Here is a 24933-nt window from a genome sequence, read left to right on the forward strand (position 1 = left end):
AAAATCGGCGATTGTGAGCAACTATGCTTCGGTGATGTCCTATCCAACCGCATCCGGCATCCTTGCCGCCGTCGACCGCATCGATCCGGTCTTTCTCGACACGCCACTCCTGCGATCCGACGTGCTGGACAGGCAAGTCGGTGCCGCCGTCACCTTCAAGGACGAGACCGCGAATCCGATCCGCTCGTTCAAGGGGCGGGGGGCGGGCGCCTTTCTGGCTAGCCTGGATGCGCCGCCGCCATTGATCTGCGCCTCCGCCGGCAATTTCGGTCAGGGGTTGGCCTGGGCCGCGCGAAGCCGGGAGCTTTCGCTCATCGTCGTCGCGTCGCGCGGCATCGTCGTCGCCAAACGCGAAGCGATGGAAAAGCTGGGGGCGGATGTCCGCCTGCTCGGCCATGATTTTGACGACGCCAAGCGGATCGCACGGATGATGGCGAGTGGGGAAGGGCGGTTGTTCGTCGAGGACGGCGCCGAAATCGCGATCGCGGAAGGGGCGGGAACGCTCGCGCTGGAGATGACCGAACGGGCGGGCCCCTTCGATGCGGTGCTGGTTCCGCTCGGCAACGGTGCCCTGGCCTCGGGTGTCGGCACATGGATGAAGCATGCTTCGCCGCGTTGCGAAGTCGTGCTGGTCGCCGCCGAACGGGCGCCGGCCATGGCCGAATCGGTGCGCACCGGGCGGCTTGTGGAAACGCCGGAAGCACCCACCATTGCCGATGGTATCGCGGTGCGTGTGCCCGTTCCCTATGCGGTCGATTCGGTGCGCCGCATTGCCGATGACGTCGCATTGGTGAGCGAAGAGGCGATCCGCATGGCGATGGCGCTGGTCAAGGAGCATCTCGGGCTGGTCGTCGAGCCCGCCGGCGTCGCGGGGCTCGCCGCGATGATCGCCGATCCCGAACGGTGGCGTGGCCGGAGCGTCGCGATCCCGCTCTGCGGGGGCAATGTCGATCCGCCACCCGGCGAAGCATCCGGCCTGGTTACGAAGGAAGCAGGATCATGATCGATCATCTCGAACTCAGGACACGCGATCTGTCCGCCAGCGTGCGCTTCTACGCCGATCTGCTCGCGCCGCTGGGCTATATGCTGAAGGTGGACGGCGCCGCGAAAGGCTTCGGCGACGGGCGCTCGCTCGATCTGTTCCTGGTCGAAGGCGATCCGGCATCGGACGCGCATTTCGCGTTTGCGGCGCCCGATCGTGCGACCGTCGACGCCATCTATGCGGTGGGCGGCAAGGCCGGTCATCGGCTGGATCGTGCACCCGCGCTCGCGCCGCATATCCATCCCGATTATTATGCCGGCTATCTGCGCGATCCCGATGGCCGGCTGGTGGAGTTCGTCAGCCACGCGCCCGAATGATGGCTGCCGGGCGTTCCAAGCTTTGTTGAACCGCGATTTCCGAGTCGTCAGATGAGTTCGTCTGACTTGAAATCGCTCTAAACCCCCTGCGGGCGCTCGAACTTCTCGATCACCCAGTCCTCCTCCTGCGCGCCGGCGATCCAGTCCTGCATGAAGGGGTGGGTGATCACCGCGCGCATATAGGGTTCGGCGAAGCGCGCGACGGGAAGCTGATAGGTGATGAAGCGGGTGATCACGGGCGCGAACATGATGTCCGCCGCGCCGAAATCGCCGAACAGGAAATCGCCTTCGCCTCCGAAACGCGCGCGCGCCTCCGCCCAGAGCTGCATGATGCGGACGATATCCTGCTTGACCGCGTCCGATGGTTCGCGCGCCTCGTAGATCTGCCGGATATTCATGCTGTGCTCGCGCCGAAGCGCGGCGAAGCTCGAATGCATTTCGGCCGCCATCGATCGCGCCATCGCGCGCGCGGCGGCGTCTTCGGGCCAGAAACGCTCGCGCCCCGCCTTTTCAGCGAGATATTCGATGATCGCCAGACTGTCCCACACCACGGCGTCGTCGTCCCACAGGATCGGCACCTTGCCCGATGAAGGCGCGAACTCGTCGCCTTCGCGGCGCTGATCCCAGTCCTGATCGTAAAGCGGAACGACATTCTCTTCGAACGGCAGACCCGACTGGCGCACCGCCAGCCAGCCGCGCAGCGACCAGGAGGAATAGGCCTTGTTGCCGATGAAGAGCTTGAGCATCCATGTCCTCCGCTTCTGCCCGCCGCTGAATCACGCGACGAAGGACCGATAGAGCATCGCGCGGAAAAGTGGGAACCGGTTTTCCGCATCAGCGATGCGAATAGGGCGAGCATCGCGCGGAAAAGTGGGAACCGGTTTTCCGCATCAGCGATGCGAATAGGGCGAGCATCGCGCGGAAAAGCATGTCCCCGCGCAGGCGGGGATGGGAACCGGTTTTCCGCATCAGCGATGCGAATAGGGCGAGCATCGCGCGGAAAAGCATGTCCCCGCGCAGGAGGGGATGGGAACCGGTTTTCCGCATCGGTGATGCGCTCGACGGCAGACATCGCAAAAAAAGGCCGGCCCCCGAAGGCGCCGGCCCCTTTTTGTTACTGGCTCTGTGAAGCTCAGGCCGGCGCGGGCAGCAGCCCCTTGCCGCCGGCGATGCGCATCATCGCCTTTTGCAGCTTCTCGAAGGCGCGGACCTCGATCTGGCGGACGCGTTCGCGCGACACGCCATAGACCTGGCTCAGTTCCTCGAGCGTCTTGGGATCTTCGGCCAGACGGCGTTCGGACAGGATATGCTTTTCGCGATCGTTGAGATCGGTCATCGCTTCCACCAGCATGGTGTGGCGAACGTCGCGTTCCTCGGCATCGGCGATGCGCTCGTCCTGCAACGGACCTTCGTCCTGCAGCCAATCCTGCCACTGGCCGTCGCCGTCCTCGCGCATCGAGACGTTGAGCGAGGTATCGCCGCCCATCGCCATGCGCCTGTTCATGCTGGTGACGTCATCCTCGCTCACGCCGAGATCGGTCGCGATCTTGGTGACGTCTTCCGGGCGCAGATCGCCGTCCTCGAACGCGTCGAGCTTGTTCTTCATCCGGCGCAGGTTGAAGAACAGCTTCTTCTGCGACGCGGTGGTACCCATCTTCACCAGGCTCCACGAGCGCAGGATGAACTCCTGGATCGAGGCGCGAATCCACCACATCGCATAGGTGGCGAGGCGGAAGCCGCGATCGGGCTCGAACTTCTTCACGCCCTGCATCAGGCCGATATTGCCTTCGGAGATCAGCTCCGAAACAGGCAGTCCATAGCCGCGATAACCCATGGCGATCTTGGCCACGAGTCGCAGGTGCGAGGTGACGAGCTGAGCCGCGGCTTCCGGGTCCTGATGCTCCTGGTAGCGCTTGGCGAGCATATATTCCTGCTCGGGCGCCAAGATCGGAAACTTCTTGATCTCAGTCAGATAGCGATTGAGGCTCTGTTCACCACCCAGAGCAGGGATCGTCGCGGGGACGTTGGTGTTGCCAGCCATGATCTTCATTCACTCCCTTCGACCGCCCTATAGAGGCACGGTCTTTCTTGAAACTTCTATACCACCAATGAGCTGAACAGTTCCTGCATATCTGCAGGCATTTTGCTATCGAATGCTAAAGTCGCGCTTGTGATCGGATGGTGGAACCCCAGATGCGCCGCGTGCAGTGCTTGGCGGTGGAAATCCAGCCGTTTCAGCAATATGCGCTGCGCTTCCTTCGGACGCCCGTAAACCGGGTCGCCCAGCAGGGCGTGCCCGATCGATGCCATGTGAACGCGAACCTGGTGCGTCCGCCCGGTTTCCAGCCGGCATTCGACCAACGCCGCGCCCAGCAGCGGCTCGATCGTCCGATAATGCGTCACCGCGCGCTTGCCGCCCGCGACGATCGCGATCTTCTTGCGGTTGGCGGGCGAACGCGCCAGCGGCGCGTCCACCGTGCCGGCGGGCGGGGCGGGGTGGCCGCCCACGATCGCGCGGTAGCGCCGATCGATCGAGTGCGCCGCGAATTGCCTGGCGAGTCCTTCATGCGCCCGGTCGGTCTTCGCGGCCACCATCAGGCCCGATGTGTCCTTGTCGATCCGGTGGACGATGCCGGGCCGCGCCACGCCGCCGATTCCCGACAGGCTGCCGCCGCAGTGATGGAGCAGCGCATTGACGAGGGTGCCGTCCGCATTGCCCGCGGCCGGATGGACGACGAGACCCGCCGGCTTGTCGATCACGATCAGATGTTCGTCCTCGAACGCGATCTCAAGCGGAATGTCCTGCGCCTCGTTATGCGCCGGCTCGGGAAGTGGAATCTCGATCGCGAAGGCCATGCCGGCCATGGCCTTGGCCGAAGGATCGCGCACCGTGTTTCCCGCGGCGTTGGAGACCTTGCCGCCAGCGATCAGCGCCTTGATCCGTTCGCGCGAAAGCGTGGGCACCGCGTCTGCAAGCGCGCGGTCCAGACGCCATCCGTTCGCGCTTTCCGCGATCCGTGCATCGACAGTGGAAACCCCCCGGTCCATCGCCTACGGAGATGGTGATGACGATGCGAATTTCAAGTGGGCTGCTCGAACGGTTGCATGGCGAGGCCGCCGCTGCGCCCACCCTGGAAATCTGCGGGCTGCTGCTGGGAAACGACGCCGAAATCCTGGAGGCGGTGGCCGCCCGGAACATGTCCTCACGGCCCGAGGACAGCTTCGAGATCGATCCCCAGGCGCTGTTCGCCGTCGTCCGCGCCGAACGATCGGGCGGGCCGGCATGGATCGGTCATTATCACAGCCATCCGCGCGGCCGGGCGGAGCCATCGGCGCGGGATCGTGAGGCGGCGGCCGGAACGCCCGTGAAACTCTGGTTGATTCTGGCGGGCGGCAGCGCCGAATTGTGGCGCCTGGGCGACGATGCGGAGGGCCGACAGATTTGCCAACGGATCGCGCTGGTTGCATGAGGCCGCTGCCTTCGCCAGAAGGGCCGCCAATCGAATGAAGGGATCGGGATGTCGATCAACACCGTGGATTTCGCCAGCCTGCTTTGCTCGCGGCTTTGCCACGACCTGCTGAGTCCGGTCGGTGCGCTCAACAATGGGCTGGAATTGCTGGCCGACGAGCATGATCCGGAAATGCGGGCGCGATGCCTGGAACTGCTCAGCGAAAGCGCGCGGACCTCTGCGAACAAGCTGAAATTCTTCCGTCTGGCCTTCGGAGCGGCGGGCGGTTTCGGCGAGGAAGTGGATTCGCGCGAAGCCAAGGCGGCGATCGAGGGTTTGTTCGGCGTCGATGGCCGGATCGAACTCGGCTGGATGGTGGGTGAGGCCGCACTCAGCAAGACGGCGATCAAGGTGCTGCTCAATCTCGCTCTGATGGGTGGCGACGCGCTGGTGCGCGGCGGCCGCCTGGACGTTGGCGCGGAACGCAACGGTGTGAGGACCGAGATCGTTGTGCGCGCCGAAGGGCCGAGGCTGGTGCTCGACGCCGAACTGCGCAAGGCGCTGTTGGGCGAGGTCGCGCCCGATGCGCTGACGCCGCGCGCCGCCGCGGCCTGGCTCGTTCACCAGATCGTGTCCGAAACCGGCGGCGTGATCCAGGTTTCGGAACCCGACGATCCGGCGCTGCTGTTCGGCGCGGTGATCGGCGCGGACCCCGGCAAGGCCTGGCCGATTCCTCAGCCTGCCGCCGGCCTTGGCGAATAGGATCGCCGCGCAGGCATAACGGCTTCTTAACCACGCCTCCGCCATGACGGCTTCCCAAGCTGCTGGCGGACCCAATGGACGATATCCTCGCCGAATTCATCGCCGAGACCCGCGAGACGCTGGAGGCGCTTTCGGGCGAACTGGTCGCGTGGGAGAATGATCCAGCCGACCGCGAACGGCTCGATGCCATGTTCCGTTTCGTCCATACCGTGAAGGGGAGCTGCGGCTTCCTCAATCTCGATCGGCTCGAACGGCTGAGCCATGCAGCGGAAGATGCGCTGGCGCAGGTTCGCGACGGCGCCCGCCCGGCCGACCGCGCCCTGGTGAGCGCCGTGCTGGCGATCGTCGATCGTATCGCGGAACTCGCGGAAGCACTGGATACGGGCGAGGCGGTTCATGGCAGCGACGATCATCTGATCGCGGCCGTGCGCGCGGATGGTGGCGCGATCGATCCGCCGGCCGAGACCCAAGCGCATGCGCAGCGCGGTGCGGCGCGCAGCATCCGCATTTCGCTCGACCTGCTCGACCGGATGATGGCGGGGGTTTCCGATCTGGTGCTCGCGCGAAACGACCTCTCGCGGCGCTTGCAGGACGCCGATCTCGGCATCGCGGTGGAGGGCGCCTTCGAACGCCTGTCGCTGTGCGTGGCCGATATGCGTGACACGATCACGCGCACGCGGATGCAGCGGATCGAGAAGCTGTTCGCGTCGATTCCGCGTCTCGTCCGCGATCTTTCCGCAGAACTCGGCAAGCCGGTCGATCTCGGTGTCGAGGGCGGCGACGTCGAACTGGATCGCGAGATGATCGAGCTGATCCGCGATCCGCTGACCCATATCATCCGCAATGCGCTCGATCACGGCATCGAGGCGCCCGAGGAGCGTGCGCGCGCCGGCAAGGCGGCACAAGGGCGACTGCGCGTGACCGCGCGCCAATCGGGCAACCAGATCATCATCGAGGTTTCCGACGACGGACGCGGTATCGATCCGGAGCGGCTGGTGGCGCGCGCGGTTGCGGACGGCATCATTTCCTCCGATCGGGCCGAACGCCTGCCGCACGAGGCGCGACTGGCGCTGGTCTTCGAACCCGGCCTGTCCACTGCGAGCACCATCACCGCGCTTTCCGGACGTGGCGTCGGCATGGACGTGGTGCGCGCCAATATCGAACGGATCGGCGGGGTCGTCGATATCGCGAGCGTGATGGGGCGGGGCGTGACGCTCAGCCTGCGCATGCCGCTGACGCTGTCGATCATCCCCGCGCTCGTCATCGGCACGGGTGGCCATCAGTTCGCGATCCCGCGCGCCGCCATTCGCGAAATCGTGCGCGAGAACAATGCCGCGCTCGCGATCGAACGGCTGGCGGGCACCGTGATCGCCCGGCTGCGTGAGGAGCGCATCCCGGTCGTATCGCTTGAAGCGATGCTTGGCGTCGAACCGCTGCCGCAATCGATGCCGCGATCCCTCGTCATTCTCAACCCGGCGGGCGGGGCGCTTTATGCGCTGAGCGTGGCCGAACTGCACGACCACCAGGAACTGGTGATCCGGCCTGCCTGCCCGACGATCATGGCGGCGGGCGTCTATGCCGGCATGACGCTGCCCGATACGGGATTGCCGATGCTGTTGCTCGATCCTGCCGGCATCGCCGACATGGCGGGCATCGCCGCGGCCGCCGGGGTCGATGCGGTGGCGGCGCCTGCGGTGGTCGAGGAAGACGGGGTATCGACCTTGTTGTTCCGCGACCTCGACGGTGCGGAACGCGGTGTGCGCCTGAGCGTGATCGAGCGGATCGAGGATGTGGCGGGCGATCAGATCCGCTTCGGGGCGGGGCGCCTGCGCCTGGCGGTCGAAGGGCGGATCATCCCGCTGGTCGGCTTCGACAGCTTGACCGATCGGGCGATGGTGAATGTGCTGAGGCTCAACGACGGCGCCGTCGAACTCGCTTATGCGATCGAAGAGGTGATCGATATCGTCCGCCTCCCCAATCATGTGGTGCAGGCGCGCAATCAGGGCATCGTGGCGGGGGTGGCCCTGTTCGAGGGACGTCAGATCGAGTTGCTCGATCCGCACTGGCTGTTCGCCGACGCGGTCGGGTCGATTCCGGCCGGCGGTGAACGGCCGCTTTGCCTGTTTGGCGACCGTGACGACGCCTGGACGCGCGAGGTGCTGCGACCGCTGGTAGAGGCCGCGGGCTATCGGGTCGCTTTCGATGGAGAGGCGTCGCCCGACGAGGCGCATATCGTGATCGCAGGCGAAAACAGTGGCGCCGGAGCGACGGTGCCGGAAGGGCGCCTGTTGCGGCTGCGCAGCGATATCGCCGCGCGCGATGCCGATCCGTTCAGCGTCTATCGCTACGATCGCGCGGGATTGATGACCGCCCTCCAGGCTGGCCGTGCGCGACGTGAAGGGTGAGCTGATGCGAACGCTGTACCTGATCGCCGAACTCGACGGACAGCGCATCGCGCTCGATGCCGCGCATATCGATTCGGTCGTCCATGTCGCGCATGTGACGCCGGTTCCATTGGCGCCGCGCCATCTTCTGGGCCTCGCGGCCCTGCGCAGCCGTGTCATTACCGTGATCGATTGCCGCGCCGCGCTCGCGCTCGATCCGGTTGCGGCGGAGGCGGCGGTGCGAACCGCCGTGGTGATCGATGTCGACGGGCATCAATATGGGCTGGTCGTTGATCGCGTGGAGGATGTGCGGGAGATCTCCGCCGTGCCGTCACCCGTTCGTGCCCGGCTGGGTGCAGGGTGGAACCGCGCGGCGCAAGGGATGATCGACGACGGGGATTCGTCGCTGCTCCTGCTCGATCCGGTACGGCTGATCGCCGGCGCGCCGCAGGCGGAGGCCGCTTAACGCCATGCTTACGCTTTGCATTTATCGCATTTCAGGGGCCGCGTTCGATCGAACGCGAAGAGGTGGTTAGCATGTCCAGAAAATGCCTGGTCGTCGATGATTCCAAAGTGATCCGCAAAGTGGCGCGTCACATACTGGAAACGCTCGATTTTTCGGTGGATGAGGCCGTTGATGGCAGCGACGCGCTCACCCAGTGCATGGCGGCGCCGCCCGATGTGATCCTGCTCGACTGGAACATGCCGGTGATGAGCGGCATGGAATTTCTGCGCGCGCTGCGTGCGGCGCATCTCGCGGTGCGGCCCAAGGTCGTATTCTGCACCACCGAGAATGGCATGGGGCATATCCGCGCCGCCATCGACGCGGGCGCCGACGAATATGTGATGAAGCCGTTCGATCGCGAAACGCTGGAGACCAAATTGCAGTTGGTCGGGTTCGCCTGATCGGGCCGGCCATGGCGGGTCAGAGTCTCCACGCAGAACGCATATCGGCAGACGCGTCCGCATCCCGGCCGATCCGGCTGATGATCGTCGATGACTCGGCGGTTGCGCGCGCGGTGCTGTCGCGGATGATTTCCCAGGATCCGGCTTTCGAGATCGTCGATGCGGTTGCCGGTGCGGCCGAAGCGATCGCGCGTCTGGACGAACTTGCCGATCCGCTCGACGTGATCCTGCTGGATCTGGAAATGCCCGGGCGCAGCGGTATCTCCGCCTTGCCCGAACTCATCGCACGGAGCGGCGGTGCGCGCGTTCTGATCGTTTCGGCGCTGGCCGATGACGGGGCGGCCGCGACGGTCGAGGCGTTGACGCTGGGTGCTGCCGACACACTCGCGAAGCCGGGAACCGGCAGTTTCGGCGGCCAGTTCTCCGGGATTCTGCGCGAACGGCTGCTGAAGCTCGGGCGACCGGAGGTGCTGGCGCCGGCGACGGTGACGCAGACCGCTGTCGTACAGCGCCCGGCCGCGCCCACATCGTGTTTTCGCGCCGAGCATCAGCCGCTCGCCTGCGTCGCGATCGGGGCATCGACCGGGGGGCTTCATGCCATCGCGGCGCTGCTGCGCGCCCTGCCGGCGAAATTCGACGTGCCGATCCTGATCACCCAGCATCTGCCATCGGTGTTCATGCCTTTCTTCGCCGATCAGATGCAGGCGCTGTCGGGGCACAAGGCGCTTGTCGCGCGCGAGGGCATGCCGATCCAGCCCGGCCGGCTCCATATCGCGCCGGGCCATGCGCATCTGTGCGTCGAGGATCGCGACGGCCGTGTCGCGGTGCGGCTGCTCCAGCACCGGAGCGAGACCGGTTGCCTTCCATCGGTCGATCCCATGTTTGCCGCCGCGGCGTCGGTCTATGGGGCCGGGGCTGTGGGCGTGGTGCTGAGCGGCATGGGACGCGACGGAACCGTCGGCGCCGAGGCGCTGGCCAAGGCCGGGGCCGATGTGTTCGCGCAGGATACGGAAAGCTCCGTGATCTGGGGCATGCCGGGAAGCGTGGCGAAGCGCGGGCTGGCGAGCGCGGTGCTGCCGCCGGCCAGGATCGCCGACATCCTGCAGCGTCGCTGGGAGCGGGCATGACCGCGAGCGCGAATGCGATCCGCGTGCTGGCCGGCCTTCTCCAGGCTCGAACCGGACAGGAGCTTGCGGTCAGCCGGATCTGGCGGATCGAGACGTCGCTGAAACCGCTGCTGCGGGAACGCGGTTTCGATACGATCGACGCGCTCGCCGCCGCCGTGGTGCTCGATCGCGAAAGCGAGCTTGCCGGCGCGGTGGTCGATGCCCTGCTCAACAATGAAACCTATTTTTTCCGCGATCACGCGGTGTTCCGGCTGCTCGACGGGCCCGCGCTCGACATGATCCGTGCGGCGCGCGAGCCGCGCCGGCGCCTGCGCATCTGGTCGGCCGGCTGCTCGACCGGCCAGGAGGCCTATTCGCTGGCGATCATGCTGGCTGACGAGGGCGAGCGCTGGGCGGATTGGACGATCGACATCCTCGGCACCGACGTTTCGCGCGATGCGATCGAGCGGGCGCGGCTCGGCCGTTTCTCCCAGTTCGAGATCCAGCGCGGTCTGCCGGTTCGTGTGATGCTGCGCTGGTTCGATCAGGTGGGCGAGAGCTGGATCGCGAAACGCCAGCTACGGCGGATGATCCGTTTCGAACGCCATAATGTTCTGGATCGACCGCCGCAGCCGGCGCATTTCGATCTGATCCTGTGCCGCAACGTCCTGCTCTATTTCCCGGCGGAAGCGCGCGCGGGTGCGTTCGACCGCCTCTCCACCGCGATCGCGCCCGATGGTGTGCTGATGCTGGGCGCGGGTGAGACGGTGCTGGGCCAGACCGGCAAGTTCACGTCGGAGCGGACCTTGCGGGGGCTTTATCGGCCGACCGCGCATCACCCTCATCAATCGCACCGCGCCGCCTGATTCATTCGGATATCGCGCAGATATCGCACGCGAGACGCTTCCACCACGCGCCATCAGCCTTTATGGCCAAGCGGGTGACTGCCCCGGCCCCGATCCGCTTCGGCACCCGTGACCTGCTTGTCGCGGCGATGATGAACGTCCTGTGGGGCCTCAACATCATCGCCGTGAAGATGGGCGTGGAAGCGACCGGCCCGTTCACCGCCGCGGCGCTTCGCCAGGCGATCGTCTTCATGGTCTGCGCGTCGGCGCTCCGCATCGTGCCGGGGCGGATGCGCGAACTGATCGGGCTCGGCCTGTTGTCGGGCGGCATTTTCTACATGTTCGTCAACGCGTCCCTGTTCGTCGCCGACAATGTCAGCGCGCTCGCGATCGCGGGGCAGGTGGGTGTTCCCTTCTCGATGATCCTCGCCGTGGTGTTCCTTGGCGAACGCATCCATTTCATCCGCATGGCGGGCATGGGCCTCGCCTTTCTCGGCGTTGCATTGCTGGTCTTCGATCCGGCCGCCGGACGCGAAATCCCCGGCATGTTGCTGACGGCGGCGGGCAGCTTCATCTGGGCGGTGTCCTCGCTGATCCAGCGGCGGCTGCGCGGCGTGCCCGTGCTCACCATCTATGCCTGGATGGGGCTGGTCGGCACGATCGTGCTGGTGCCGGTCGCGGTCGGCTTCGAATCCGACGTGGTCCGCTCGCTGCCCGATCTGCCGCTCGGCGATTTCGGCTGGATCGCCTTTTCCGCGATCGGATCGACGATCGGCGGGCATGGGGCGATGTCGTGGCTGCTGCAGCGCCATGCCGTCAGCGCGGTCGTGCCGCTGACGCTGGCGGCGCCGGTGATTTCGGTGGTGGTGGCGTCGCTTTTCTTTGCCACGCCGTTGACGCCGCTTATGATCGCGGGCGGCGTGGTCGCGCTGGCGGGGGTGGCGATCGTCACCATCCGCACCGCGCGTGTGAATGAGGGGGAGGGCAAATCAGCTTGATCGACAGGCCGTCTCCAAATTTCGACGATCGCGCCGTACCGGTTTCGATGATCGTGCTGCATTATACCGGTATGGTCGATGCAGATGTCGCGCTCGCGCGGCTGACCGATCCGGAAGCGAAGGTCTCCGCCCATTATCTGGTCGATGAGGACGGCCGGCTGGTCAGCCTGGTTCCCGAGGACAAGCGCGCCTGGCATGCCGGCCGTTCGCACTGGCGCGGTATCACCGATATCAACAGCGCCAGTATCGGGATCGAGATCGTCAATCCCGGGCATGACCATGGCTATCGCCCGTTTCCCGATCCGCAGATCGAGGCGCTCATCCCGCTCGTCGCGGATATCAAGGATCGCTATGCGATCACGCGCGGCAACATCGTCGGCCATTCGGATATCGCACCCACGCGGAAGCGCGATCCGGGCGAGCTTTTCCCGTGGGGGCGGCTGGCGCGCCTCCGCCTCGCGCTGCCGCGGCCGACGCGCAATCTGCTCGATCCCGAATGGTCCGATGCCGGTTTCCTGCTGGCGCTCGAACGCTTCGGGTACGAGGTCGCCGATCCGCTGGCGGCCGTCGTCGCCTTTCAGCGTCGCTTCCGGCCCGAACTGATCGATGGCGAGATCGATGGCGAATGCCGGGCGATCCTGCTCGCGCTTTTGCTGCCGCGACCGCAGGGCGACGACTGATACCGGGGCTCGATGAGCCTGACTCGTCGAGACTCGGTATCAGCCCGCGCGGCGCTTGAGCGAACCGATCGAGGATGCGTCAGCATCTTCGAGATCGCGTATGAGCATGCCATTGCGTCAAATTCGATAAGAGCCCGCTTCACGCTCTCGGCGGAAGCATGAAATGCTTTCACCTCGAACGATCCGGCTCTATAGCGCCCCGGCCAGAGGGCCGGGCGGCCGCGGCCTCGTCGCAAGACGGGGGCGAGGAAAGTCCGGGCTCCACGGAATGACGGTGCCGGGTAACGCCCGGCGGGGGCGACCCCAGGGACAGTGCCACAGAGAGCAGACCGCCCCGCGCCTCGGCACGGGGTAAGGGTGAAAGGGTGCGGTAAGAGCGCACCGCGCGGCCGGTAACGGAAGCGGCATGGTAAACCCCACCGGGAGCAAGACCGAATAGGGACGGCATATGGCCTCATTCCGGCCGGTCGTCCGGGTTGGTTGCTTGACCCCCGATGCGAATCGGGGGCTAGAGGAATGGTCGCCCAGTCCCGGTTCGCCGGGACGGACAGAACCCGGCTTACAGGCCCTCTGGCACTCTCTTCCTCGCGTTGCGCAACGCACTTGCCAGATATGGTTGTTGCGCTACCAACTCTTTGCATGCTGGGGGGAAATCGCTCGGTCCGTTCGATGTCGCCGGTGCTGCTCGGCTTCGCCCTGCTTGTGGCGATGGTGGTCGGCAGCCTTTGGGTTGCGCATGAACAGTCCCAGGAAGCCGTGGAAGCGCGCCGGGTGTTCACCTATCATGCGGCGCTGACGGAAACCCTGTCCGCGCTCAAGGATGGGGAGATCGGGCAACGGGGCTATGTGCTGACGGGCGATGCCCGATATCTGGTTCCCTATGATTCGGGGCGGTCGCGCATCGATCCAGCGCTCGATGACGCGCGACGTCACTCATCGGACGGTGCGGCGGTGGTTGCGCGGCTGAGGCCGCTGGTCGAGCGCAAGTTCGCGGAGATGCAGCGGACCATCGATCTGGTGCGCGCAGGCAAAGGGGGCTCGGCGGTCTCGCTCGTCGATACCGATCAGGGCATCGATCTGATGGATCAGATCCGCACGATCATCGGTGTCGAACGGGCGAGCGCCCGCCAGTCCATCGAGTTCGGCCAGGAACGGGTCGCGCATCGCGCCTTCATGCTGATGCTGGGCCTTGTCGTCGGACTGGCGATCCTGCTTCTGACTCTTTTGCTCTGGTGGCGCTCTCAACGCACCCAGTTCGCGGAAATGCGCGTGGCTCGCGATGAAGCCCAGGCTGCGTCCGCCGCGTTGCGGGAACAGATGGCGGCGCGCGAAAATGCCGAAAACGCGCTTCGGCAGATTCAGAAGATGGAATCGATCGGACAGCTCACCGGCGGGATCGCGCATGATTTCAACAATATGCTCGCCATCGTACTCGGCAGCCTCGATCTTGCTCAGCGTCGGCTGGCGAACGATCCTGCGCGCGCGCTCACATCGATCGGCCATGCGCGCGAGGGCGCCGAGCGCGCGGCCACGCTGACCGCGCGATTGCTCGCCTTTTCAAGACAACAGCCGCTCGCGCCCGAGCCGGTCGATGCGAACAAGCTGGTCGCATCCATGTCCGAACTGCTCAGGCGGACGCTGGGCGAACAGGTGATGGTGGAAACCGTGTTGGCTGGCGGCCTGTGGCGGACCCATGCCGATATCGGTCAACTCGAAAACGCGATCGTCAATCTCGCGGTGAACGCGCGCGATGCCATGCCCGGCGGCGGCAAGCTCACGATCGAGACCGCCAATGCGCATCTCGACGATGCCTATGCAGCGGCCCGGGCCGAAATCCGGGCCGGCCAATATGTGCTGATCTGCATTACCGATACGGGCGGCGGCATGAGTGCGGAGGTGATGGAGCGGGCCTTCGATCCCTTTTTCACGACCAAACCCATCGGCAAGGGAACGGGGCTTGGGCTCAGCCAGGTTTTCGGTTTCGTCAAACAGTCGGGCGGACATGTCGCGATCTATTCGGAGCCGGGTGAGGGCACCACGATCAAGCTCTATCTTCCGCGCTTCTTCGGTGCGGCGGAACCGGCGCATCCGCCGGCCACCGAAACCGAGATGCCGATGGGCAGCGTCGAAGAAGTGATCCTGGTGGTCGAGGATGAGCAGCGCGTCCGCCATTTCTCGGTCGATGCCCTGCGTGAGCTGGGCTATACGGCGATTTCGGCCGGCGGCGCGGCCGAGGCATTGGCGCTGCTGGACGAGCAGCCCAGGGTCGCTCTGCTTTTCACCGATGTGGTGATGCCCGAAATGGACGGCCGTCGTCTTGCGGAGGCGGCATTGGTCAAATGCCCGGATCTCCGCATCCTTTACACGACCGGCTATACGCGGAATGCGGTGGTTCATAACGGCCGGCTCGATGCGGGCGTCAATTTTCTCGCCAAGCCTTATTCGATCGCGCAACTCGCCAGGAAGGTCCGCGGCGTCCTCGACGAAGCCTGATCGGGAGTCCTGTTTACAGTTGGGCGCGAATGCGTCACGTTCCGTCCCGGCAACAGGGAGGCGGTTTCCATGAGCATTGTCGATCGTGCGAAAAATATTCTTCTGACCCCCAAGACCGAATGGCCGGTGATTGCAGCGGAGCCTGCGTCGACGGGCAGTTTGATGACCTATGCGGCGATATTGTCGGTGATTCCGATGATCGGCTCGATCCTGTCCGGCGTGCTTTTCACGAGCGCGCTCGGCTTCGGCTTCGGAATCAATTTCGTGATCGTGTCCGCGCTCGTCAGCTTCGCGATCAGCCTGGGCGTGGTTTTCCTGATGGGAATCATCTCAGGCGCGCTCGCGCCGAGCTTTGACGGCAAGAACACCGCGCAGGCGGGTCTGAAGCTGATCGTCTATGCTTCGACCCCGGTATGGGTGGCCGGCATTCTCAACATCGTGCCGGGGCTCAACATCATCGCGATGCTGGCCGGCCTGGCTTATGGCATCTACCTCATCTATCTCGGCTCGACGCCTTTGATGGCGGTTCCGGAAGCGAAGACCGGCGGCTACACGGCGGTGGTGGTCGTGATCTGGATCGTGCTGAGCTTCGTGATCAACATGATCCTGGGCGCGGCGATTATCGCCGCGATTGTCGGCAGCGCGGCCGTGGGCGCCGCGGCGATCGGTTGAACTTTGATGGGCGCGCGCCGGGAAATTCCGGTGCGCGCCCATTGCGCCTGCGGGCCGCTTCGCTACATCGGGAGCAATGACCCGATCTTCCCGATCCTATGACTGGGGCTTTCCCCGCTGGCGCGGCTATGGATCGTCGCGCGAGACGACGAAGGTAAGGCTGTGCGACCGGGAGGGTTGCGACCGCCCCGGTGATCGGCCGGCCCCCAAATCACCGAACAGCAATGAGCGCTGGTATTTCTGCGAGGAACATGCCGGCGAATATAATCGGAACTGGAATTATTTCGAAGGTCTGACGGCTGAGGAAGCCGCCGCGCGCGAGGCGCGCGAGCGACGCGAAGCGTCCGGATTCGAGCAGGCTCGCCATTATGGCTGGGGCGGCCCTGGTGATGGCTCACGATCGCGGGACGAACTCAATGCGCTGAAAGCGCTCGAGCTTGAGGATGATGCCGATTTCGAGGCGATCAAGAAGGCGTGGCGCCGGCTGGCCAAGGAAAATCATCCCGATGTGAAGCCCGGCGACGCGGCGGCCGCGGTACGTTTCCAGTCGATCCAGGCGGCGTTCGAGATCTTGCGCCAGGCCGAGGAGCGGCGCCCGCGCTGATGCGCCTGGTCCGTTCCAACTGGCGGACGGCACTGCTGATCTGCCGCAAATGCTCGAAGCGCCAGCATGGCGGCTTCGGCCCCAGGGGCAAGACGCCGCTCGCGAAGGTGCTCAAGAAGGAACTGGGCGGCAAGAAGGGGCGCAAGGCGCCGGTCGGTATCGTGGAAGTGAAATGTCTCGGCGTCTGTCCGCGCCATGCGGTGACGATGGTCGATGCCCATCGTCCGCGCGACTGGCTGTTGGTGAAGCCGGGGGCTCCCTTGGACGAGATCATCGAAGCGGTGGGGTTGGGGGAGGGGGACCCGATGGTGCCCGAGGCTTGATCCGTCGCTTCCGGCTGGCGCTGGAGCGATGGGTTATCGCGCGGTGTTTGCGTAACGCCCGGCGGTTTCCCGGATCAGCGCGATCATGTTGGGAATCCCCTGCGTCCGGTTCGAACTGAGCTGGTTTCGAAGATCGAATGGCGCGAGCGCGCCTTCTATGTCGAGCGCGAGTATCTCCGCCCCTGTCCGGTTCTGGACGATCCTGAGAATGAGCGCGATGATGCCCTTGGTGATCGCGGCGTTGCTGTCGGCCAGGAAATGGAGCCGGCTATCATCCGTCACCGTAGGGTAAACCCAGACGGCTGCGGAGCAGCCGCGGACCAATGTGGCGTCGGTCTTGAGAGCGTCGGGCATCGGGTCGAGCGCGCGACCCAGATCGATCAAGAGGCGATAGCGGTCGTCGCCATCGAGGAATTCATATTCTTCGCGAATATCGTCGAGCGTTGGATCGGCCATGTGCCGCGCTTAGCGGCAGCGGGCGGGGGCGGCAACGCTCGTCAGGCGGCGGGCGGAAATGGAGCCGGCCTGGGCGGTTCGGTGGTGACGGAGCGGCGAGGCCGTGGCGCATGCGCCGGCAGGGCTTCTGCCTGCTCCATCATCCGTCCGAACAGGCTTGCCGTGGATCTGCGCCGGCCGGTCACAGGTCCACGCCCGCCGCGATCGCTTCGAGCTTGCGGATGCGTTCCTTGAGATCGGCGATCTCGATACGCGATCCCGCCGAACTGGGTGCGATCTCGCTGCTGCGTGCGTGTTGCTGAAGCTCGGCGCGCTTCAGCTCCAGCCACCCCCGCCAGCCGCGTAGCGCGCCGACGGTCAGGATGCCGATCCCCGACAGGGCGGAGAGGGCGATGATGACGATGGAATAAGGGTCGGTCATTTGTCTTCCCCATCTCTTCGATCGATCGGGTGGTCAGACCCGATCGCGATCCCTGAGCTTTTCGATCTCGCGATCGAGGCTGCTCGTACTGTCGGTCGCCAGGCGCTCCAGCACCGCGATCCGTTCCTTCAACTGCTTCACTTCATCGCGCAGGCGGTCGGAATCCGCATCGCGAGCCGGCATGCCATTGCCATGCTCATGCTTGCCGCCGCTGCGATACTTGGCGCGGAAAACGCTGGCGATCATCACGATCGCCACGATCAGCACCACCATTTCGAACGGGTTCATTTCTCGTTCCTCCGAACTATTCTCAGTTGGTCTTGCCGCGAAGCTGCTCGATCTCGCGGGTCAGCGAGTGGGCCTCGTCGGTCACGATGCGCTCGACATTGGCGAGGCGATCCTTGATCGATCCGATCTCGGCGCGAAGCTGCGCATTTTCCTGCGTCAGCAGCTTCACCCGCTCAACCGCCTCGTCGTTCTTGCGCGGATAGACCGCCTGGCCCCATGCGCCGTCGAGCGGATAGCCGTGGCGGATGCGCATCCAGGTGGTGATCACCCATCCCGCGACCGCCGCGACGACGATGATGCCCAGCACCGGCCCCAGGGACTGAATGATGCCCTGCGCCACTGTCAGCTTGTCTTCCATGATTTCCCCTTTCCCAGTCGGGTTCAGCGCAGTGCGTCGATTTCGTCGGACAGGCGGCCGGTGCGGTCGGTGGCGATCCGTTCGAGCACCGCGATCCGCTCCTCCAGCCTGCCGATCTGATCCTTCAACTGGCCATTTTCGTTTGAAAGCAGTTCGATTTTTCGATCGGCGCCCGGATTGCTTCGATCAACGGTGCCGCCCCATTCGCCTTCCAGAGGATAGCCGTGACGCGCCCGGATCCAGCTTGTGAATACCCAACCCAGGGTGCTGATCGCGATGATGGCGACGATGAAACCCGGTCCAGCCCAGCTCATCCTGTTTCTCCCCTATGCGTCGTTCAATCAGCGCAGCCGCTCGATCTCGTCGGCGAGAGCGGTGTTGCGGCTGGTGTAATAGAGTTCGAGATCGGCCAGCCGGCGATCGATGTCGCGGAACTTGGAACGGACCTCGCGAGTGCTTCGCGCCGGTGAACGGCGGACGCCCTGCCAGAATTTCTGATCCTCGGCATCGGCATAGAGGCCGGCGGGCTTGGGATTGGCGATCCAGGCCGCCACCCAATAGGCGATCAGCGTCCATGGAAAACCGCCCATCAGAGTGAGCAGCACGGCGCCGACGCGCACCCAGGTCGCGTCGATGCCCGTATAGTCGGCGATCCCGGCGCAGACGCCCAGCCATTTGCGGTTCTGCTTGTCGAGATAGAATTTGGTGCGGCTGGCGGACATGATGATGTTCCTCCCTGTCGAAACGGCGGCCGCTCAGCGGCGGTCTTGAAGGCGGTCGATCTGCGACGTGGTGTCGCCGAGACGCCAGTTGGGATTGTCGGCGGCGACGATGCGCTCGATGCTGTGGAGCCGGTCATCGAGCCGTCGCGCGGTCTCGTGGAGCTCGTCGAGCAGGTTTTCGTCCTCTCGGGTGATGTTGCCGGCCCGCTTCCACTGCGTGACATAGTGGAGGATGATCCAGGGCATTCCGATGAAGATCGCGACGACCGCGAGGGCGGGGACGAGGTCCTCCATCGACTCAGCCCTCCTGGCCGGTCGTCCGGGCCTTCAGCGCGGCAAGCTCGGCATCGACCTTCTCGGACGAGCGCAGCTCGGCGATCTCCTCTTCCAGCGTCTTGCCGGGCGCGCCCAGTGACAGGGCATCGGCGCGACCTTCGGCCATGTCCACGCGGCGTTCGAGCAGTTCGAAGCGCGAAAAGGCGTCTTCCACTTTCTGGCCGGCATAGGCTTCGCGCACCCGGGCGCGGTTCTGCGCGCTTTCCAGCCGGGTGACGATCGAGTTCTGGCGAGCGCGCGCTTCGCGCAGTTTCGCCTGAAGCTTGGCGATATCCTCTTCCGAGGCGCGCAGCGCATCGTCGAGCACAGTGATCTCCGAGTGGAGCTGTTCGGCCATGTCGGCCGCCTTCTGGCGCTCCATCAGCGCGGCCTTGGCCAGATCCTCGCGATCCTTGGACATCGCCAGCTCGGCCTTTTCCATCCAGCTTTCCTGGAGCTTTTCCAGCTTCACGATGTGGCGGCGCATTTCTTTCTGATCCGCGATCGTCCGCGCGGCCGATGCACGAACCTCGACCAGCGTCTCCTCCATTTCGAGGATGATCATGCGGATCATCTTCGCGGGATCTTCGGCCTTGTCGAGCAGGTCGGTGACATTGGCGGCGATGATGTCGCGGGTCCGAGAGAAAATGCCCATCTGGAAACTCCTAAACTAAAGTCTGGTCGAACAAGGGGCCGGGGCGGCGCAAGGGATACCGCCCCGGCCGTGTTTGTCGTCAGGCCAGCGGCCGGACGACGGGGGCTTCGTGCGCGCCGGTTTCGGCGGCGCGTGCCGGGCCGACCGCGCTCAAGACGCAGGTGGCGCTGAACAGCACGGTGCAGACGATGGCGGTGAAGGTCTTGGCAACCCGGTTTTCGGTGATGCTGGTCATTGGAAAACTCCCTGAAACTTGGCCTGAGTGTGTGGCCTTGATGGCTTGCTCTCCAATAAGCATATGCCGTGCCAGTTTTGGAAAATGGCGGAAAAGCGCCAGATTTTTGCTTTGATTGGCCTTGTGTGCCAGATTTTTATTGCCAAAATTTGGCAAATTTCGCTAACTCATGGGCATGGATCGTGACAGCAGCTTTATCGGCCAATCCACCGCCTTTCTGGACTCGGTGGAGCGCGCCAGCCGCGCGGCGGCGCTCAACCGTCCGGTGCTGGTGATCGGCGAACGCGGCACCGGCAAGGAGCTTGTGGCCGAGCGTCTTCATCGCCTCAGCCAGCGCTGGGATGGGCCCCTGGTCACGATCAATTGCGCGGCGCTGCCCGAGACTTTGATCGAGGCCGAGCTGTTCGGACACGAAGCCGGTGCCTTTACCGGCGCGACGCGCGCACGCGCCGGCCGTTTCGAGGAGGCCGATGGGGGCACGCTGTTCCTCGACGAACTGGCGACATTGTCCGCATCGGCGCAGGAACGGTTGCTGCGCGCCGTCGAATATGGGGAGATCACGCGCATCGGCGCGAACAACGCCGTGCGCGTCGATGTCCGGATCGTCGCCGCCACCAACGAGCATCTGCCGGCTTTGGTCGATGGTGGCCGGTTTCGCGCCGACCTGCTCGACCGGCTGAGCTTCGAGGTGGTGACGTTGCCGCCGCTCCGTGCGCGAGAGGGCGATGTGCCCGTGCTGGCCGATCATTTCGCGCGGCGCATGGCGGCCGAACTCGATTGGCCGCACTGGCCGGGTTTTTCCGCGGATGCGTTAGAGGAGTTGCTCGCGCATGACTGGCCGGGCAATGTCCGCGAACTGCGCAACGTGATCGAGCGCGCGGTCTATCGCTGGGATGATCCGGAGCGTCCGGTCGATCATATCATCTTTGATCCCTTCGCTTCACCCTGGCGCCCGCGCGCCGCGGCGGAGAAGGGGAGCGTCGAGCGGCCGCCCTCGCCATCGGCCGATCCGGCGCCCGTCGCGCCGCGCATCGTGCAGGAAGCGGACACGGCGGAGGTGACCGATCTGCGCCGCGCGGTCGACGCACATGAACGGCGCATTCTGGAGGCGGCATTGTCGCGCAACCGCTTCAACCAGCGTGCGACCGCCAAAAGCCTCAATCTCAGCTATGATCAGCTTCGTCATGCGTTGAAGCGTCACGACCTGCTCTGATAACTGGCCCCGGGTTTGATTCGGCTCTCGGCCGGATACAGGCCTTCTCAAATTTCGCTTTCAGCCCCGAAACGAAAATCCACGAGACAAAATCGCACTTGAGGCGTTGAGCAGACGCATCCCAAATCGGAGGAACGAATGGCTTTCACACTTCCCGACCTGCCCTATGACAAGAGCGCGCTCGAGCCGCATATGTCGGCAGAGACGTTCGACTATCATCATGGCAAGCATCACAAGGCCTATGTCGACAAGGTCAATGGCTGGATCGGCGAAAAGGGACTGGAAGGGCTGACGCTCGTCCAGACCATCGAAAAGGCGAAGGCCGATGGCGACAAGGGCCTCTTCAACAACGCCGCGCAGATCTGGAATCACAGCTTCTTCTGGCAGTGCCTGACGCCCGAGAGCGCCGCGCCGTCGGCCGCGCTGCAGGCGCTGATCGACGAAGCCTTCGGATCGACCGATGCACTGATCGCCAAGCTCAAGGACGAATCGGTCGGCCATTTCGGTTCCGGCTGGGGCTGGCTGGTGCTCAAGGACGGCAAGCTTGCCGTCACCTCGCTCCACGATGCCGACACGCCGGTCGTCTATCCCGATCTCAAGCCGCTGCTGACGCTCGATGTCTGGGAACACGCCTATTATGTCGATTATCGCAATGCGCGGCCGAACTATCTGGATGCGGTGTTGAAGTCGCTGATCAACTGGTCGTTCGTCGAGCAGAATCTCGACGGAAAGGGCGTCGAGCGCGCCGATCAGGCGCAGTGATCATGGCCTGATCCGTGATGATCGCGAGCGGCGCAATCCGGAGGGGGCACAGCCTCTCGATTGCGCCGCGAGTTGCAAATCGCGGCGCAATCCATGGATTGCGAGAAAAACCGGCGGGGGTCAGCCCTCCGCCGGTTTTTCTTCGACCACGTCCTTCGGTTCCATGGACAGCCCGTGGCGCATCATCATCGGAATGTTGGCGAGCGCGAAGACCATCGACAATATGGTGACGCCCCATACCTTCAGGGTCAGCCACAGGTCGAAGTCGAGCAGCGCGCGCATCGCTTCGTTGAGCAGCGCCATGCCCGCGAAGAAGATCGCCCAGTTGCGCGAAAGCTTCATCCAGCCGGCCTCGTCCAGCCCGTCATAAGCCGCCTGCAGCAGGAATTTGAGCAGCGGCTTCTTCATCGCCAAGCCGACGAACAGGCTGATCGAGAACAGCAGATAGATGATCGTCGGCTTGATCTGGATGAATCTGGGATCGTTGAAATAGACGGTCAGCGCGCCGAAACCGATGACCAGGATCGCCGACAGCCAGAGCATCGGCGAGACCTTGCCCAGCTTCAGCTTGGAGATGATCACCGCGATCGCGATCGCTGCCATGAAAGCGATCGTTCCGGCGATCACGCCGGTGAATTTATAGGTGAGGAAGAAAACCAGCAGCGGCCCGAAATCGAGCGCCATGCCCAATCCGCCGGGGTGCTTGTTCTGTTTCGCCGCGTCTTCGCTCATCGCTCGGTTCCCGCAATCGCCCCGGCCAGTTCCTTCGGATCGAAGGGGCGCAGATCGTCCAGCGTCTCCCCGACGCCGATGGCATGGATCGGCAGGCCGAATTTCTCGGCCGCCGCCACCAGCACGCCGCCGCGCGCGGTGCCGTCCAGCTTGGTCATCACCAGCCCGGTCACGCCTGCGACCTCCTTGAAGATCTCGATCTGCGACAGCGCGTTCTGCCCGGTCGTCGCATCGAGCACGAGCACGACATCGTGCGGCGCCGCCGGATTGAGGCGGCCGAGCACGCGGCGGATCTTGGCGAGCTCGTCCATCAGTTCGCGCTTGTTCTGCAGTCGCCCGGCGGTGTCGACGATCAGCACGTCGATGCCCGTCGCCGTCGCCTGCTTGACCGCATCCCAGACGATGCCCGCTGAATCGCCGCCTTCGGGGCCGCTGACGATCGGCACGCCGATCCGTTCAGCCCACACCTTGAGCTGGCCGATCGCGGCCGCGCGGAAGGTGTCGCCCGCCGCCAGCATCACGCCATAATCCTGTTCCAGGAACAGATGCGCGAGCTTGGCGATGGTGGTGGTCTTGCCCGATCCGTTGACGCCGATCACCAGGATCACCTGGGGGCGCGGAAAGGCCTCGACCTCAAGCGGCCTGGCGACCGGCGCCAGCACCTTCTCGACCTCTTCGGCGACGAGCTGGCGGATACCGGCCTCGTCGATGCCGCGTTCATAACGGCCATCGGCCAGCCGTTCGCGTACGCGGCCGGCCATGCCGGGGCCAAGATCGGAAACGATCAGCGCTTCCTCGATCTCGTCGAGCGTGTCCTCGTCGAGCGCGGACTTTGTGAACAGGCCGGTGAGATTCTCGCCCAGCTTGTCGGACGTGCGCTTGAAACCGCCGATCAGTTTCTTGTGCCAGGGTGTTTCGCTCATGCGGGTTCGCCGACAAGCCGGGCGTTATCGACGCCGGTGATCTTCACGTTCAATAATCCTCCAACGTCATTCCCGAACTGTCCTTTCCCGCTTTCGCGGGAAAGGCGGAGCGAGTTGATGCGCGCGAAATTGCCCGCATGGCCGCCGCCGTCGCGTTCGATCAAGATCTGATGCACGCTGCCGACCAGCCCGTTCAGCCAGGTCGCCTGCTGTCGCGCCGCCGCTTCGCGCAAACGCCGCGCCCGCGCCTTGGCGACTTCGCGTTCCACCTGCGGCATGCGCGCGGCGGGGGTCCCGGTCCTTGGCGAATAGGGGAAGATGTGCGCATGAACGATGTCGCAATCGTCGATCAGCGCAAGCGTATTGGCGAACATCGCTTCGGTCTCGGTCGGAAAACCGGCGATCAGGTCTGCGCCGATCGCGATCTCCGGGCGCGCCGTCTTCAGTCGCTCGACGATCGCCACGGCCTGCGCGCGGCTGTGGCGGCGCTTCATCCTTTTGAGGATCATGTCGTCGCCCGCCTGCAAGGACAGGTGCAGATGCGGCATCACGCGCGGTTCCTGCGTCAGCAGCGCGAACAGCTTATCGTCGATCTCGACCGAGTCGAGTGAAGAGAGGCGAAGCCGGGGCAGGGCGGGGACATGCTTCAGGATTCGTTCGACCAGGGTGCCGAGCGTCGGGCTGCCCGGCAGGTCGGGGCCGTAGCTGGTCAGGTCGACGCCGGTCAGCACCACTTCGCGATAGCCGGCTTCGACCAGCGCGGTGATGCGCTCGATCACCGCGCCCGCGGGCACCGAGCGGCTGTTGCCGCGGCCATAGGGGATGACGCAGAAGGTGCAGCGATGGTCGCAGCCATTCTGCACCTCGACAAAGGCGCGGCTATTGTCGGCGAAGCTCGACACCAGATGCGGGGCGGTCTCGCGGACCGCCATGATGTCGGAAACGCGGACCCGCGCGCCGTCGGCGATGAAGGCGCGCGCGTCCAGCTTTTCGTGATTGCCGATGACCAGCGAGACTTCGGGCATGGCGGCGAAGCGCTCGGGCTCGATCTGCGCGGCGCATCCGGTGACGACGATCCTCGCGTCGGGCCGTTCGCGACGGGCGCGGCGGATGGCCTGGCGCGTATGGCGCACGGCTTCCGCGGTCACCGCGCAGCTATTGACGATGACAAGATCGTCGCCGGCGGGCGCCAGCGCGCGCATGGCTTCGCTTTCCGCGATGTTGAGGCGGCAGCCGAGCGTGATGATCTCGGGTCCGCTCATGCCGGCCGGC

Annotated in this window: 32 protein-coding genes and 1 other RNA gene; 18 read left to right on the forward strand and 15 right to left on the reverse strand. The window is 64.9% G+C overall.

What is annotated here, in order from left to right; genetic code table 11:
• The first annotated feature begins 34 nt into the window (after positions 1-34).
• Positions 35-1003 carry a threonine ammonia-lyase gene (locus K7G82_RS11255; RefSeq protein ID WP_222989922.1) on the forward strand — a complete coding sequence of 323 codons (969 nt, stop codon included), beginning with the start codon at positions 35-37 and terminating at the stop codon, positions 1001-1003.
• Positions 1000-1359 carry a VOC family protein gene (locus tag K7G82_RS11260; RefSeq protein WP_222989923.1) on the forward strand — a complete coding sequence of 120 codons (360 nt, stop codon included), beginning with the start codon at positions 1000-1002 and terminating at the stop codon, positions 1357-1359. The genes K7G82_RS11255 and K7G82_RS11260 overlap by 4 nt, the downstream gene beginning before the upstream one ends.
• Positions 1360-1436: 77 nt before the next feature.
• Here K7G82_RS11260 and K7G82_RS11265 read toward each other — a convergent pair whose 3' ends face one another.
• The 3 genes from K7G82_RS11265 to K7G82_RS11275 all read right to left on the reverse strand — a co-directional run bounded on the left by K7G82_RS11265 (position 1437) and on the right by K7G82_RS11275 (position 4407).
• On the reverse strand, positions 1437-2105 hold the full coding sequence (locus K7G82_RS11265; RefSeq protein ID WP_222989924.1) for a glutathione S-transferase family protein: 669 nt from the start codon (positions 2103-2105) through the stop codon (positions 1437-1439).
• Between the two features lie 386 nt (positions 2106-2491).
• Complete coding sequence (gene rpoH / locus K7G82_RS11270) at positions 2492-3400, reverse strand: RNA polymerase sigma factor RpoH (RefSeq protein ID WP_222990268.1); 909 nt, start codon at positions 3398-3400, stop codon at positions 2492-2494.
• A gap of 56 nt (positions 3401-3456) precedes the next feature.
• Positions 3457-4407 carry an RluA family pseudouridine synthase gene (locus tag K7G82_RS11275; RefSeq protein WP_222989925.1) on the reverse strand — a complete coding sequence of 317 codons (951 nt, stop codon included), beginning with the start codon at positions 4405-4407 and terminating at the stop codon, positions 3457-3459.
• A 17-nt stretch (positions 4408-4424) separates the two neighbouring features.
• Between K7G82_RS11275 and K7G82_RS11280 the strand changes: the two genes are divergently transcribed.
• The 14 genes from K7G82_RS11280 to K7G82_RS11345 all read left to right on the forward strand — a co-directional run bounded on the left by K7G82_RS11280 (position 4425) and on the right by K7G82_RS11345 (position 16581).
• On the forward strand, positions 4425-4829 hold the full coding sequence (locus K7G82_RS11280; protein ID WP_222989926.1) for a M67 family metallopeptidase: 405 nt from the start codon (positions 4425-4427) through the stop codon (positions 4827-4829).
• Positions 4830-4877: 48 nt separating this feature from the next.
• Entirely contained in the window at positions 4878-5570 is a 693-nt protein-coding gene (locus K7G82_RS11285) for a histidine phosphotransferase family protein (RefSeq protein ID WP_222989927.1), read from the forward strand.
• Between the two features lie 74 nt (positions 5571-5644).
• Positions 5645-7975, forward strand: coding sequence for a chemotaxis protein CheA (locus tag K7G82_RS11290; RefSeq protein WP_222989928.1), 2331 nt, complete (start codon positions 5645-5647; stop codon positions 7973-7975).
• A gap of 4 nt (positions 7976-7979) precedes the next feature.
• The gene (locus K7G82_RS11295) at positions 7980-8420 is read left to right on the forward strand and encodes a chemotaxis protein CheW (RefSeq protein ID WP_222989929.1); all 441 of its coding nucleotides are present in this window, start codon (positions 7980-7982) and stop codon (positions 8418-8420) included.
• A 71-nt stretch (positions 8421-8491) separates the two neighbouring features.
• Entirely contained in the window at positions 8492-8860 is a 369-nt protein-coding gene (locus K7G82_RS11300) for a response regulator (RefSeq protein WP_222989930.1), read from the forward strand.
• 80 nt (positions 8861-8940) lie between these two features.
• A complete protein-coding gene (gene cheB / locus K7G82_RS11305) occupies positions 8941-9987 on the forward strand; it encodes a chemotaxis-specific protein-glutamate methyltransferase CheB (protein WP_222989931.1) in 1047 nt (348 codons plus the stop codon).
• Positions 9984-10832 carry a CheR family methyltransferase gene (locus K7G82_RS11310; RefSeq protein WP_222989932.1) on the forward strand — a complete coding sequence of 283 codons (849 nt, stop codon included), beginning with the start codon at positions 9984-9986 and terminating at the stop codon, positions 10830-10832. Before cheB ends, K7G82_RS11310 begins: the two co-directional genes overlap by 4 nt.
• 74 nt (positions 10833-10906) lie before the next feature.
• Positions 10907-11809, forward strand: a complete 903-nt coding sequence (locus tag K7G82_RS11315; protein WP_343228561.1) for a DMT family transporter — start codon at positions 10907-10909, stop codon at positions 11807-11809.
• Between the two features lie 47 nt (positions 11810-11856).
• Positions 11857-12489: an N-acetylmuramoyl-L-alanine amidase gene (locus K7G82_RS11320; RefSeq protein ID WP_222990269.1), complete on the forward strand. Its 633-nt coding sequence runs from the start codon at positions 11857-11859 to the stop codon at positions 12487-12489.
• Positions 12490-12692: 203 nt separating this feature from the next.
• Positions 12693-13067: RNase P RNA component class A (rnpB, locus tag K7G82_RS11325), an RNA gene on the forward strand.
• A 61-nt stretch (positions 13068-13128) separates the two neighbouring features.
• Positions 13129-14982 carry a CHASE3 domain-containing protein gene (locus K7G82_RS11330; RefSeq protein ID WP_222989934.1) on the forward strand — a complete coding sequence of 618 codons (1854 nt, stop codon included), beginning with the start codon at positions 13129-13131 and terminating at the stop codon, positions 14980-14982.
• Between the two features lie 69 nt (positions 14983-15051).
• Positions 15052-15654, forward strand: a complete 603-nt coding sequence (locus K7G82_RS11335) for a Yip1 family protein (protein WP_222989935.1) — start codon at positions 15052-15054, stop codon at positions 15652-15654.
• A gap of 76 nt (positions 15655-15730) precedes the next feature.
• Positions 15731-16258, forward strand: a complete 528-nt coding sequence (locus K7G82_RS11340; RefSeq protein WP_222989936.1) for a J domain-containing protein — start codon at positions 15731-15733, stop codon at positions 16256-16258.
• Positions 16258-16581 carry a hypothetical protein gene (locus tag K7G82_RS11345; RefSeq protein ID WP_222989937.1) on the forward strand — a complete coding sequence of 108 codons (324 nt, stop codon included), beginning with the start codon at positions 16258-16260 and terminating at the stop codon, positions 16579-16581. Before K7G82_RS11340 ends, K7G82_RS11345 begins: the two co-directional genes overlap by 1 nt.
• A 33-nt stretch (positions 16582-16614) precedes the next feature.
• On the opposite strand, the gene K7G82_RS11350 is transcribed toward K7G82_RS11345, so the two are convergent.
• From K7G82_RS11350 to K7G82_RS11390, 9 genes are all read right to left on the reverse strand, one after another.
• Entirely contained in the window at positions 16615-17037 is a 423-nt protein-coding gene (locus tag K7G82_RS11350) for a SufE family protein (protein WP_222989938.1), read from the reverse strand.
• Between the two features lie 181 nt (positions 17038-17218).
• Positions 17219-17458, reverse strand: a complete 240-nt coding sequence (locus K7G82_RS11355; protein ID WP_222989939.1) for a hypothetical protein — start codon at positions 17456-17458, stop codon at positions 17219-17221.
• Between the two features lie 33 nt (positions 17459-17491).
• A complete protein-coding gene (locus K7G82_RS11360; protein ID WP_222989940.1) occupies positions 17492-17746 on the reverse strand; it encodes a DUF632 domain-containing protein in 255 nt (84 codons plus the stop codon).
• Positions 17747-17768: 22 nt separating this feature from the next.
• Positions 17769-18104, reverse strand: coding sequence for a hypothetical protein (locus tag K7G82_RS11365; protein ID WP_246623411.1), 336 nt, complete (start codon positions 18102-18104; stop codon positions 17769-17771).
• Between the two features lie 23 nt (positions 18105-18127).
• Positions 18128-18418: a hypothetical protein gene (locus K7G82_RS11370; RefSeq protein WP_222989941.1), complete on the reverse strand. Its 291-nt coding sequence runs from the start codon at positions 18416-18418 to the stop codon at positions 18128-18130.
• A gap of 27 nt (positions 18419-18445) precedes the next feature.
• A complete protein-coding gene (gene pspC, locus K7G82_RS11375) occupies positions 18446-18826 on the reverse strand; it encodes an envelope stress response membrane protein PspC (protein ID WP_222989942.1) in 381 nt (126 codons plus the stop codon).
• 33 nt (positions 18827-18859) lie between these two features.
• Entirely contained in the window at positions 18860-19120 is a 261-nt protein-coding gene (gene pspB, locus K7G82_RS11380) for an envelope stress response membrane protein PspB (protein ID WP_222989943.1), read from the reverse strand.
• A 4-nt stretch (positions 19121-19124) separates the two neighbouring features.
• Positions 19125-19796, reverse strand: a complete 672-nt coding sequence (gene pspA / locus K7G82_RS11385; protein ID WP_222989944.1) for a phage shock protein PspA — start codon at positions 19794-19796, stop codon at positions 19125-19127.
• 79 nt (positions 19797-19875) lie between these two features.
• Entirely contained in the window at positions 19876-20031 is a 156-nt protein-coding gene (locus tag K7G82_RS11390) for a hypothetical protein (protein ID WP_222989945.1), read from the reverse strand.
• Positions 20032-20206: 175 nt separating this feature from the next.
• Here K7G82_RS11390 and pspF point away from each other — a divergent pair, with 175 nt between their 5' ends.
• Together pspF and K7G82_RS11400 are read left to right on the forward strand one after the other, a co-directional pair.
• Positions 20207-21244 (forward strand): phage shock protein operon transcriptional activator, encoded by a 1038-nt coding sequence (gene pspF / locus K7G82_RS11395; protein WP_222989946.1) that lies wholly within the window; start codon positions 20207-20209, stop codon positions 21242-21244.
• Between the two features lie 138 nt (positions 21245-21382).
• The gene (locus tag K7G82_RS11400) at positions 21383-22006 is read left to right on the forward strand and encodes a superoxide dismutase (RefSeq protein ID WP_222989947.1); all 624 of its coding nucleotides are present in this window, start codon (positions 21383-21385) and stop codon (positions 22004-22006) included.
• Between the two features lie 120 nt (positions 22007-22126).
• On the opposite strand, the gene ispZ is transcribed toward K7G82_RS11400, so the two are convergent.
• From ispZ to mtaB, 3 genes are read right to left on the reverse strand one after another with little or no spacing between them, the layout of a single operon-like run.
• The gene (ispZ, locus tag K7G82_RS11405) at positions 22127-22738 is read right to left on the reverse strand and encodes a septation protein IspZ (RefSeq protein WP_222989948.1); all 612 of its coding nucleotides are present in this window, start codon (positions 22736-22738) and stop codon (positions 22127-22129) included.
• Positions 22735-23661 carry a signal recognition particle-docking protein FtsY gene (gene ftsY, locus K7G82_RS11410; RefSeq protein ID WP_222989949.1) on the reverse strand — a complete coding sequence of 309 codons (927 nt, stop codon included), beginning with the start codon at positions 23659-23661 and terminating at the stop codon, positions 22735-22737. The genes ispZ and ftsY overlap by 4 nt, the downstream gene beginning before the upstream one ends.
• On the reverse strand, positions 23658-24923 hold the full coding sequence (gene mtaB / locus K7G82_RS11415; RefSeq protein WP_222989950.1) for a tRNA (N(6)-L-threonylcarbamoyladenosine(37)-C(2))-methylthiotransferase MtaB: 1266 nt from the start codon (positions 24921-24923) through the stop codon (positions 23658-23660). Before mtaB ends, ftsY begins: the two co-directional genes overlap by 4 nt.
• Positions 24924-24933: the final 10 nt, after the last annotated feature.

The sequence above is a fragment of the Sphingomonas colocasiae genome, from assembly GCF_019880585.1.
Lineage (GTDB): Bacteria > Pseudomonadota > Alphaproteobacteria > Sphingomonadales > Sphingomonadaceae > Sphingobium_A > Sphingobium_A colocasiae.

Coding starts and splice junctions, on each gene's coding strand:
- K7G82_RS11390 (WP_222989945.1), bottom strand. CDS start 20,031: ATGACCAGCATCACCGAAAACCGGGTTGCCAAGACCTTCACCGCCATC.
- K7G82_RS11350 (WP_222989938.1), bottom strand. CDS start 17,037: ATGGCCGATCCAACGCTCGACGATATTCGCGAAGAATATGAATTCCTC.
- K7G82_RS11355 (WP_222989939.1), bottom strand. CDS start 17,458: ATGACCGACCCTTATTCCATCGTCATCATCGCCCTCTCCGCCCTGTCG.
- K7G82_RS11260 (WP_222989923.1), top strand. CDS start 1,000: ATGATCGATCATCTCGAACTCAGGACACGCGATCTGTCCGCCAGCGTG.
- K7G82_RS11400 (WP_222989947.1), top strand. CDS start 21,383: ATGGCTTTCACACTTCCCGACCTGCCCTATGACAAGAGCGCGCTCGAG.
- ispZ (WP_222989948.1), bottom strand. CDS start 22,738: ATGAGCGAAGACGCGGCGAAACAGAACAAGCACCCCGGCGGATTGGGC.
- mtaB (WP_222989950.1), bottom strand. CDS start 24,923: ATGAGCGGACCCGAGATCATCACGCTCGGCTGCCGCCTCAACATCGCG.
- pspF (WP_222989946.1), top strand. CDS start 20,207: ATGGATCGTGACAGCAGCTTTATCGGCCAATCCACCGCCTTTCTGGAC.
- K7G82_RS11280 (WP_222989926.1), top strand. CDS start 4,425: ATGACGATGCGAATTTCAAGTGGGCTGCTCGAACGGTTGCATGGCGAG.
- K7G82_RS11340 (WP_222989936.1), top strand. CDS start 15,731: ATGACCCGATCTTCCCGATCCTATGACTGGGGCTTTCCCCGCTGGCGC.
- K7G82_RS11265 (WP_222989924.1), bottom strand. CDS start 2,105: ATGCTCAAGCTCTTCATCGGCAACAAGGCCTATTCCTCCTGGTCGCTG.
- pspC (WP_222989942.1), bottom strand. CDS start 18,826: ATGTCCGCCAGCCGCACCAAATTCTATCTCGACAAGCAGAACCGCAAA.
- K7G82_RS11275 (WP_222989925.1), bottom strand. CDS start 4,407: ATGGACCGGGGGGTTTCCACTGTCGATGCACGGATCGCGGAAAGCGCG.
- K7G82_RS11290 (WP_222989928.1), top strand. CDS start 5,645: ATGGACGATATCCTCGCCGAATTCATCGCCGAGACCCGCGAGACGCTG.
- K7G82_RS11335 (WP_222989935.1), top strand. CDS start 15,052: ATGAGCATTGTCGATCGTGCGAAAAATATTCTTCTGACCCCCAAGACC.
- K7G82_RS11320 (WP_222990269.1), top strand. CDS start 11,857: ATGATCGTGCTGCATTATACCGGTATGGTCGATGCAGATGTCGCGCTC.
- K7G82_RS11370 (WP_222989941.1), bottom strand. CDS start 18,418: ATGAGCTGGGCTGGACCGGGTTTCATCGTCGCCATCATCGCGATCAGC.
- cheB (WP_222989931.1), top strand. CDS start 8,941: ATGATCGTCGATGACTCGGCGGTTGCGCGCGCGGTGCTGTCGCGGATG.
- ftsY (WP_222989949.1), bottom strand. CDS start 23,661: ATGAGCGAAACACCCTGGCACAAGAAACTGATCGGCGGTTTCAAGCGC.
- K7G82_RS11310 (WP_222989932.1), top strand. CDS start 9,984: ATGACCGCGAGCGCGAATGCGATCCGCGTGCTGGCCGGCCTTCTCCAG.
- K7G82_RS11300 (WP_222989930.1), top strand. CDS start 8,492: ATGTCCAGAAAATGCCTGGTCGTCGATGATTCCAAAGTGATCCGCAAA.
- K7G82_RS11345 (WP_222989937.1), top strand. CDS start 16,258: ATGCGCCTGGTCCGTTCCAACTGGCGGACGGCACTGCTGATCTGCCGC.
- K7G82_RS11295 (WP_222989929.1), top strand. CDS start 7,980: ATGCGAACGCTGTACCTGATCGCCGAACTCGACGGACAGCGCATCGCG.
- K7G82_RS11255 (WP_222989922.1), top strand. CDS start 35: ATGTCCTATCCAACCGCATCCGGCATCCTTGCCGCCGTCGACCGCATC.
- K7G82_RS11285 (WP_222989927.1), top strand. CDS start 4,878: ATGTCGATCAACACCGTGGATTTCGCCAGCCTGCTTTGCTCGCGGCTT.
- pspA (WP_222989944.1), bottom strand. CDS start 19,796: ATGGGCATTTTCTCTCGGACCCGCGACATCATCGCCGCCAATGTCACC.
- rpoH (WP_222990268.1), bottom strand. CDS start 3,400: ATGGCTGGCAACACCAACGTCCCCGCGACGATCCCTGCTCTGGGTGGT.
- K7G82_RS11360 (WP_222989940.1), bottom strand. CDS start 17,746: ATGAACCCGTTCGAAATGGTGGTGCTGATCGTGGCGATCGTGATGATC.
- K7G82_RS11365 (WP_246623411.1), bottom strand. CDS start 18,104: ATGGAAGACAAGCTGACAGTGGCGCAGGGCATCATTCAGTCCCTGGGG.
- pspB (WP_222989943.1), bottom strand. CDS start 19,120: ATGGAGGACCTCGTCCCCGCCCTCGCGGTCGTCGCGATCTTCATCGGA.
- K7G82_RS11330 (WP_222989934.1), top strand. CDS start 13,129: ATGCTGGGGGGAAATCGCTCGGTCCGTTCGATGTCGCCGGTGCTGCTC.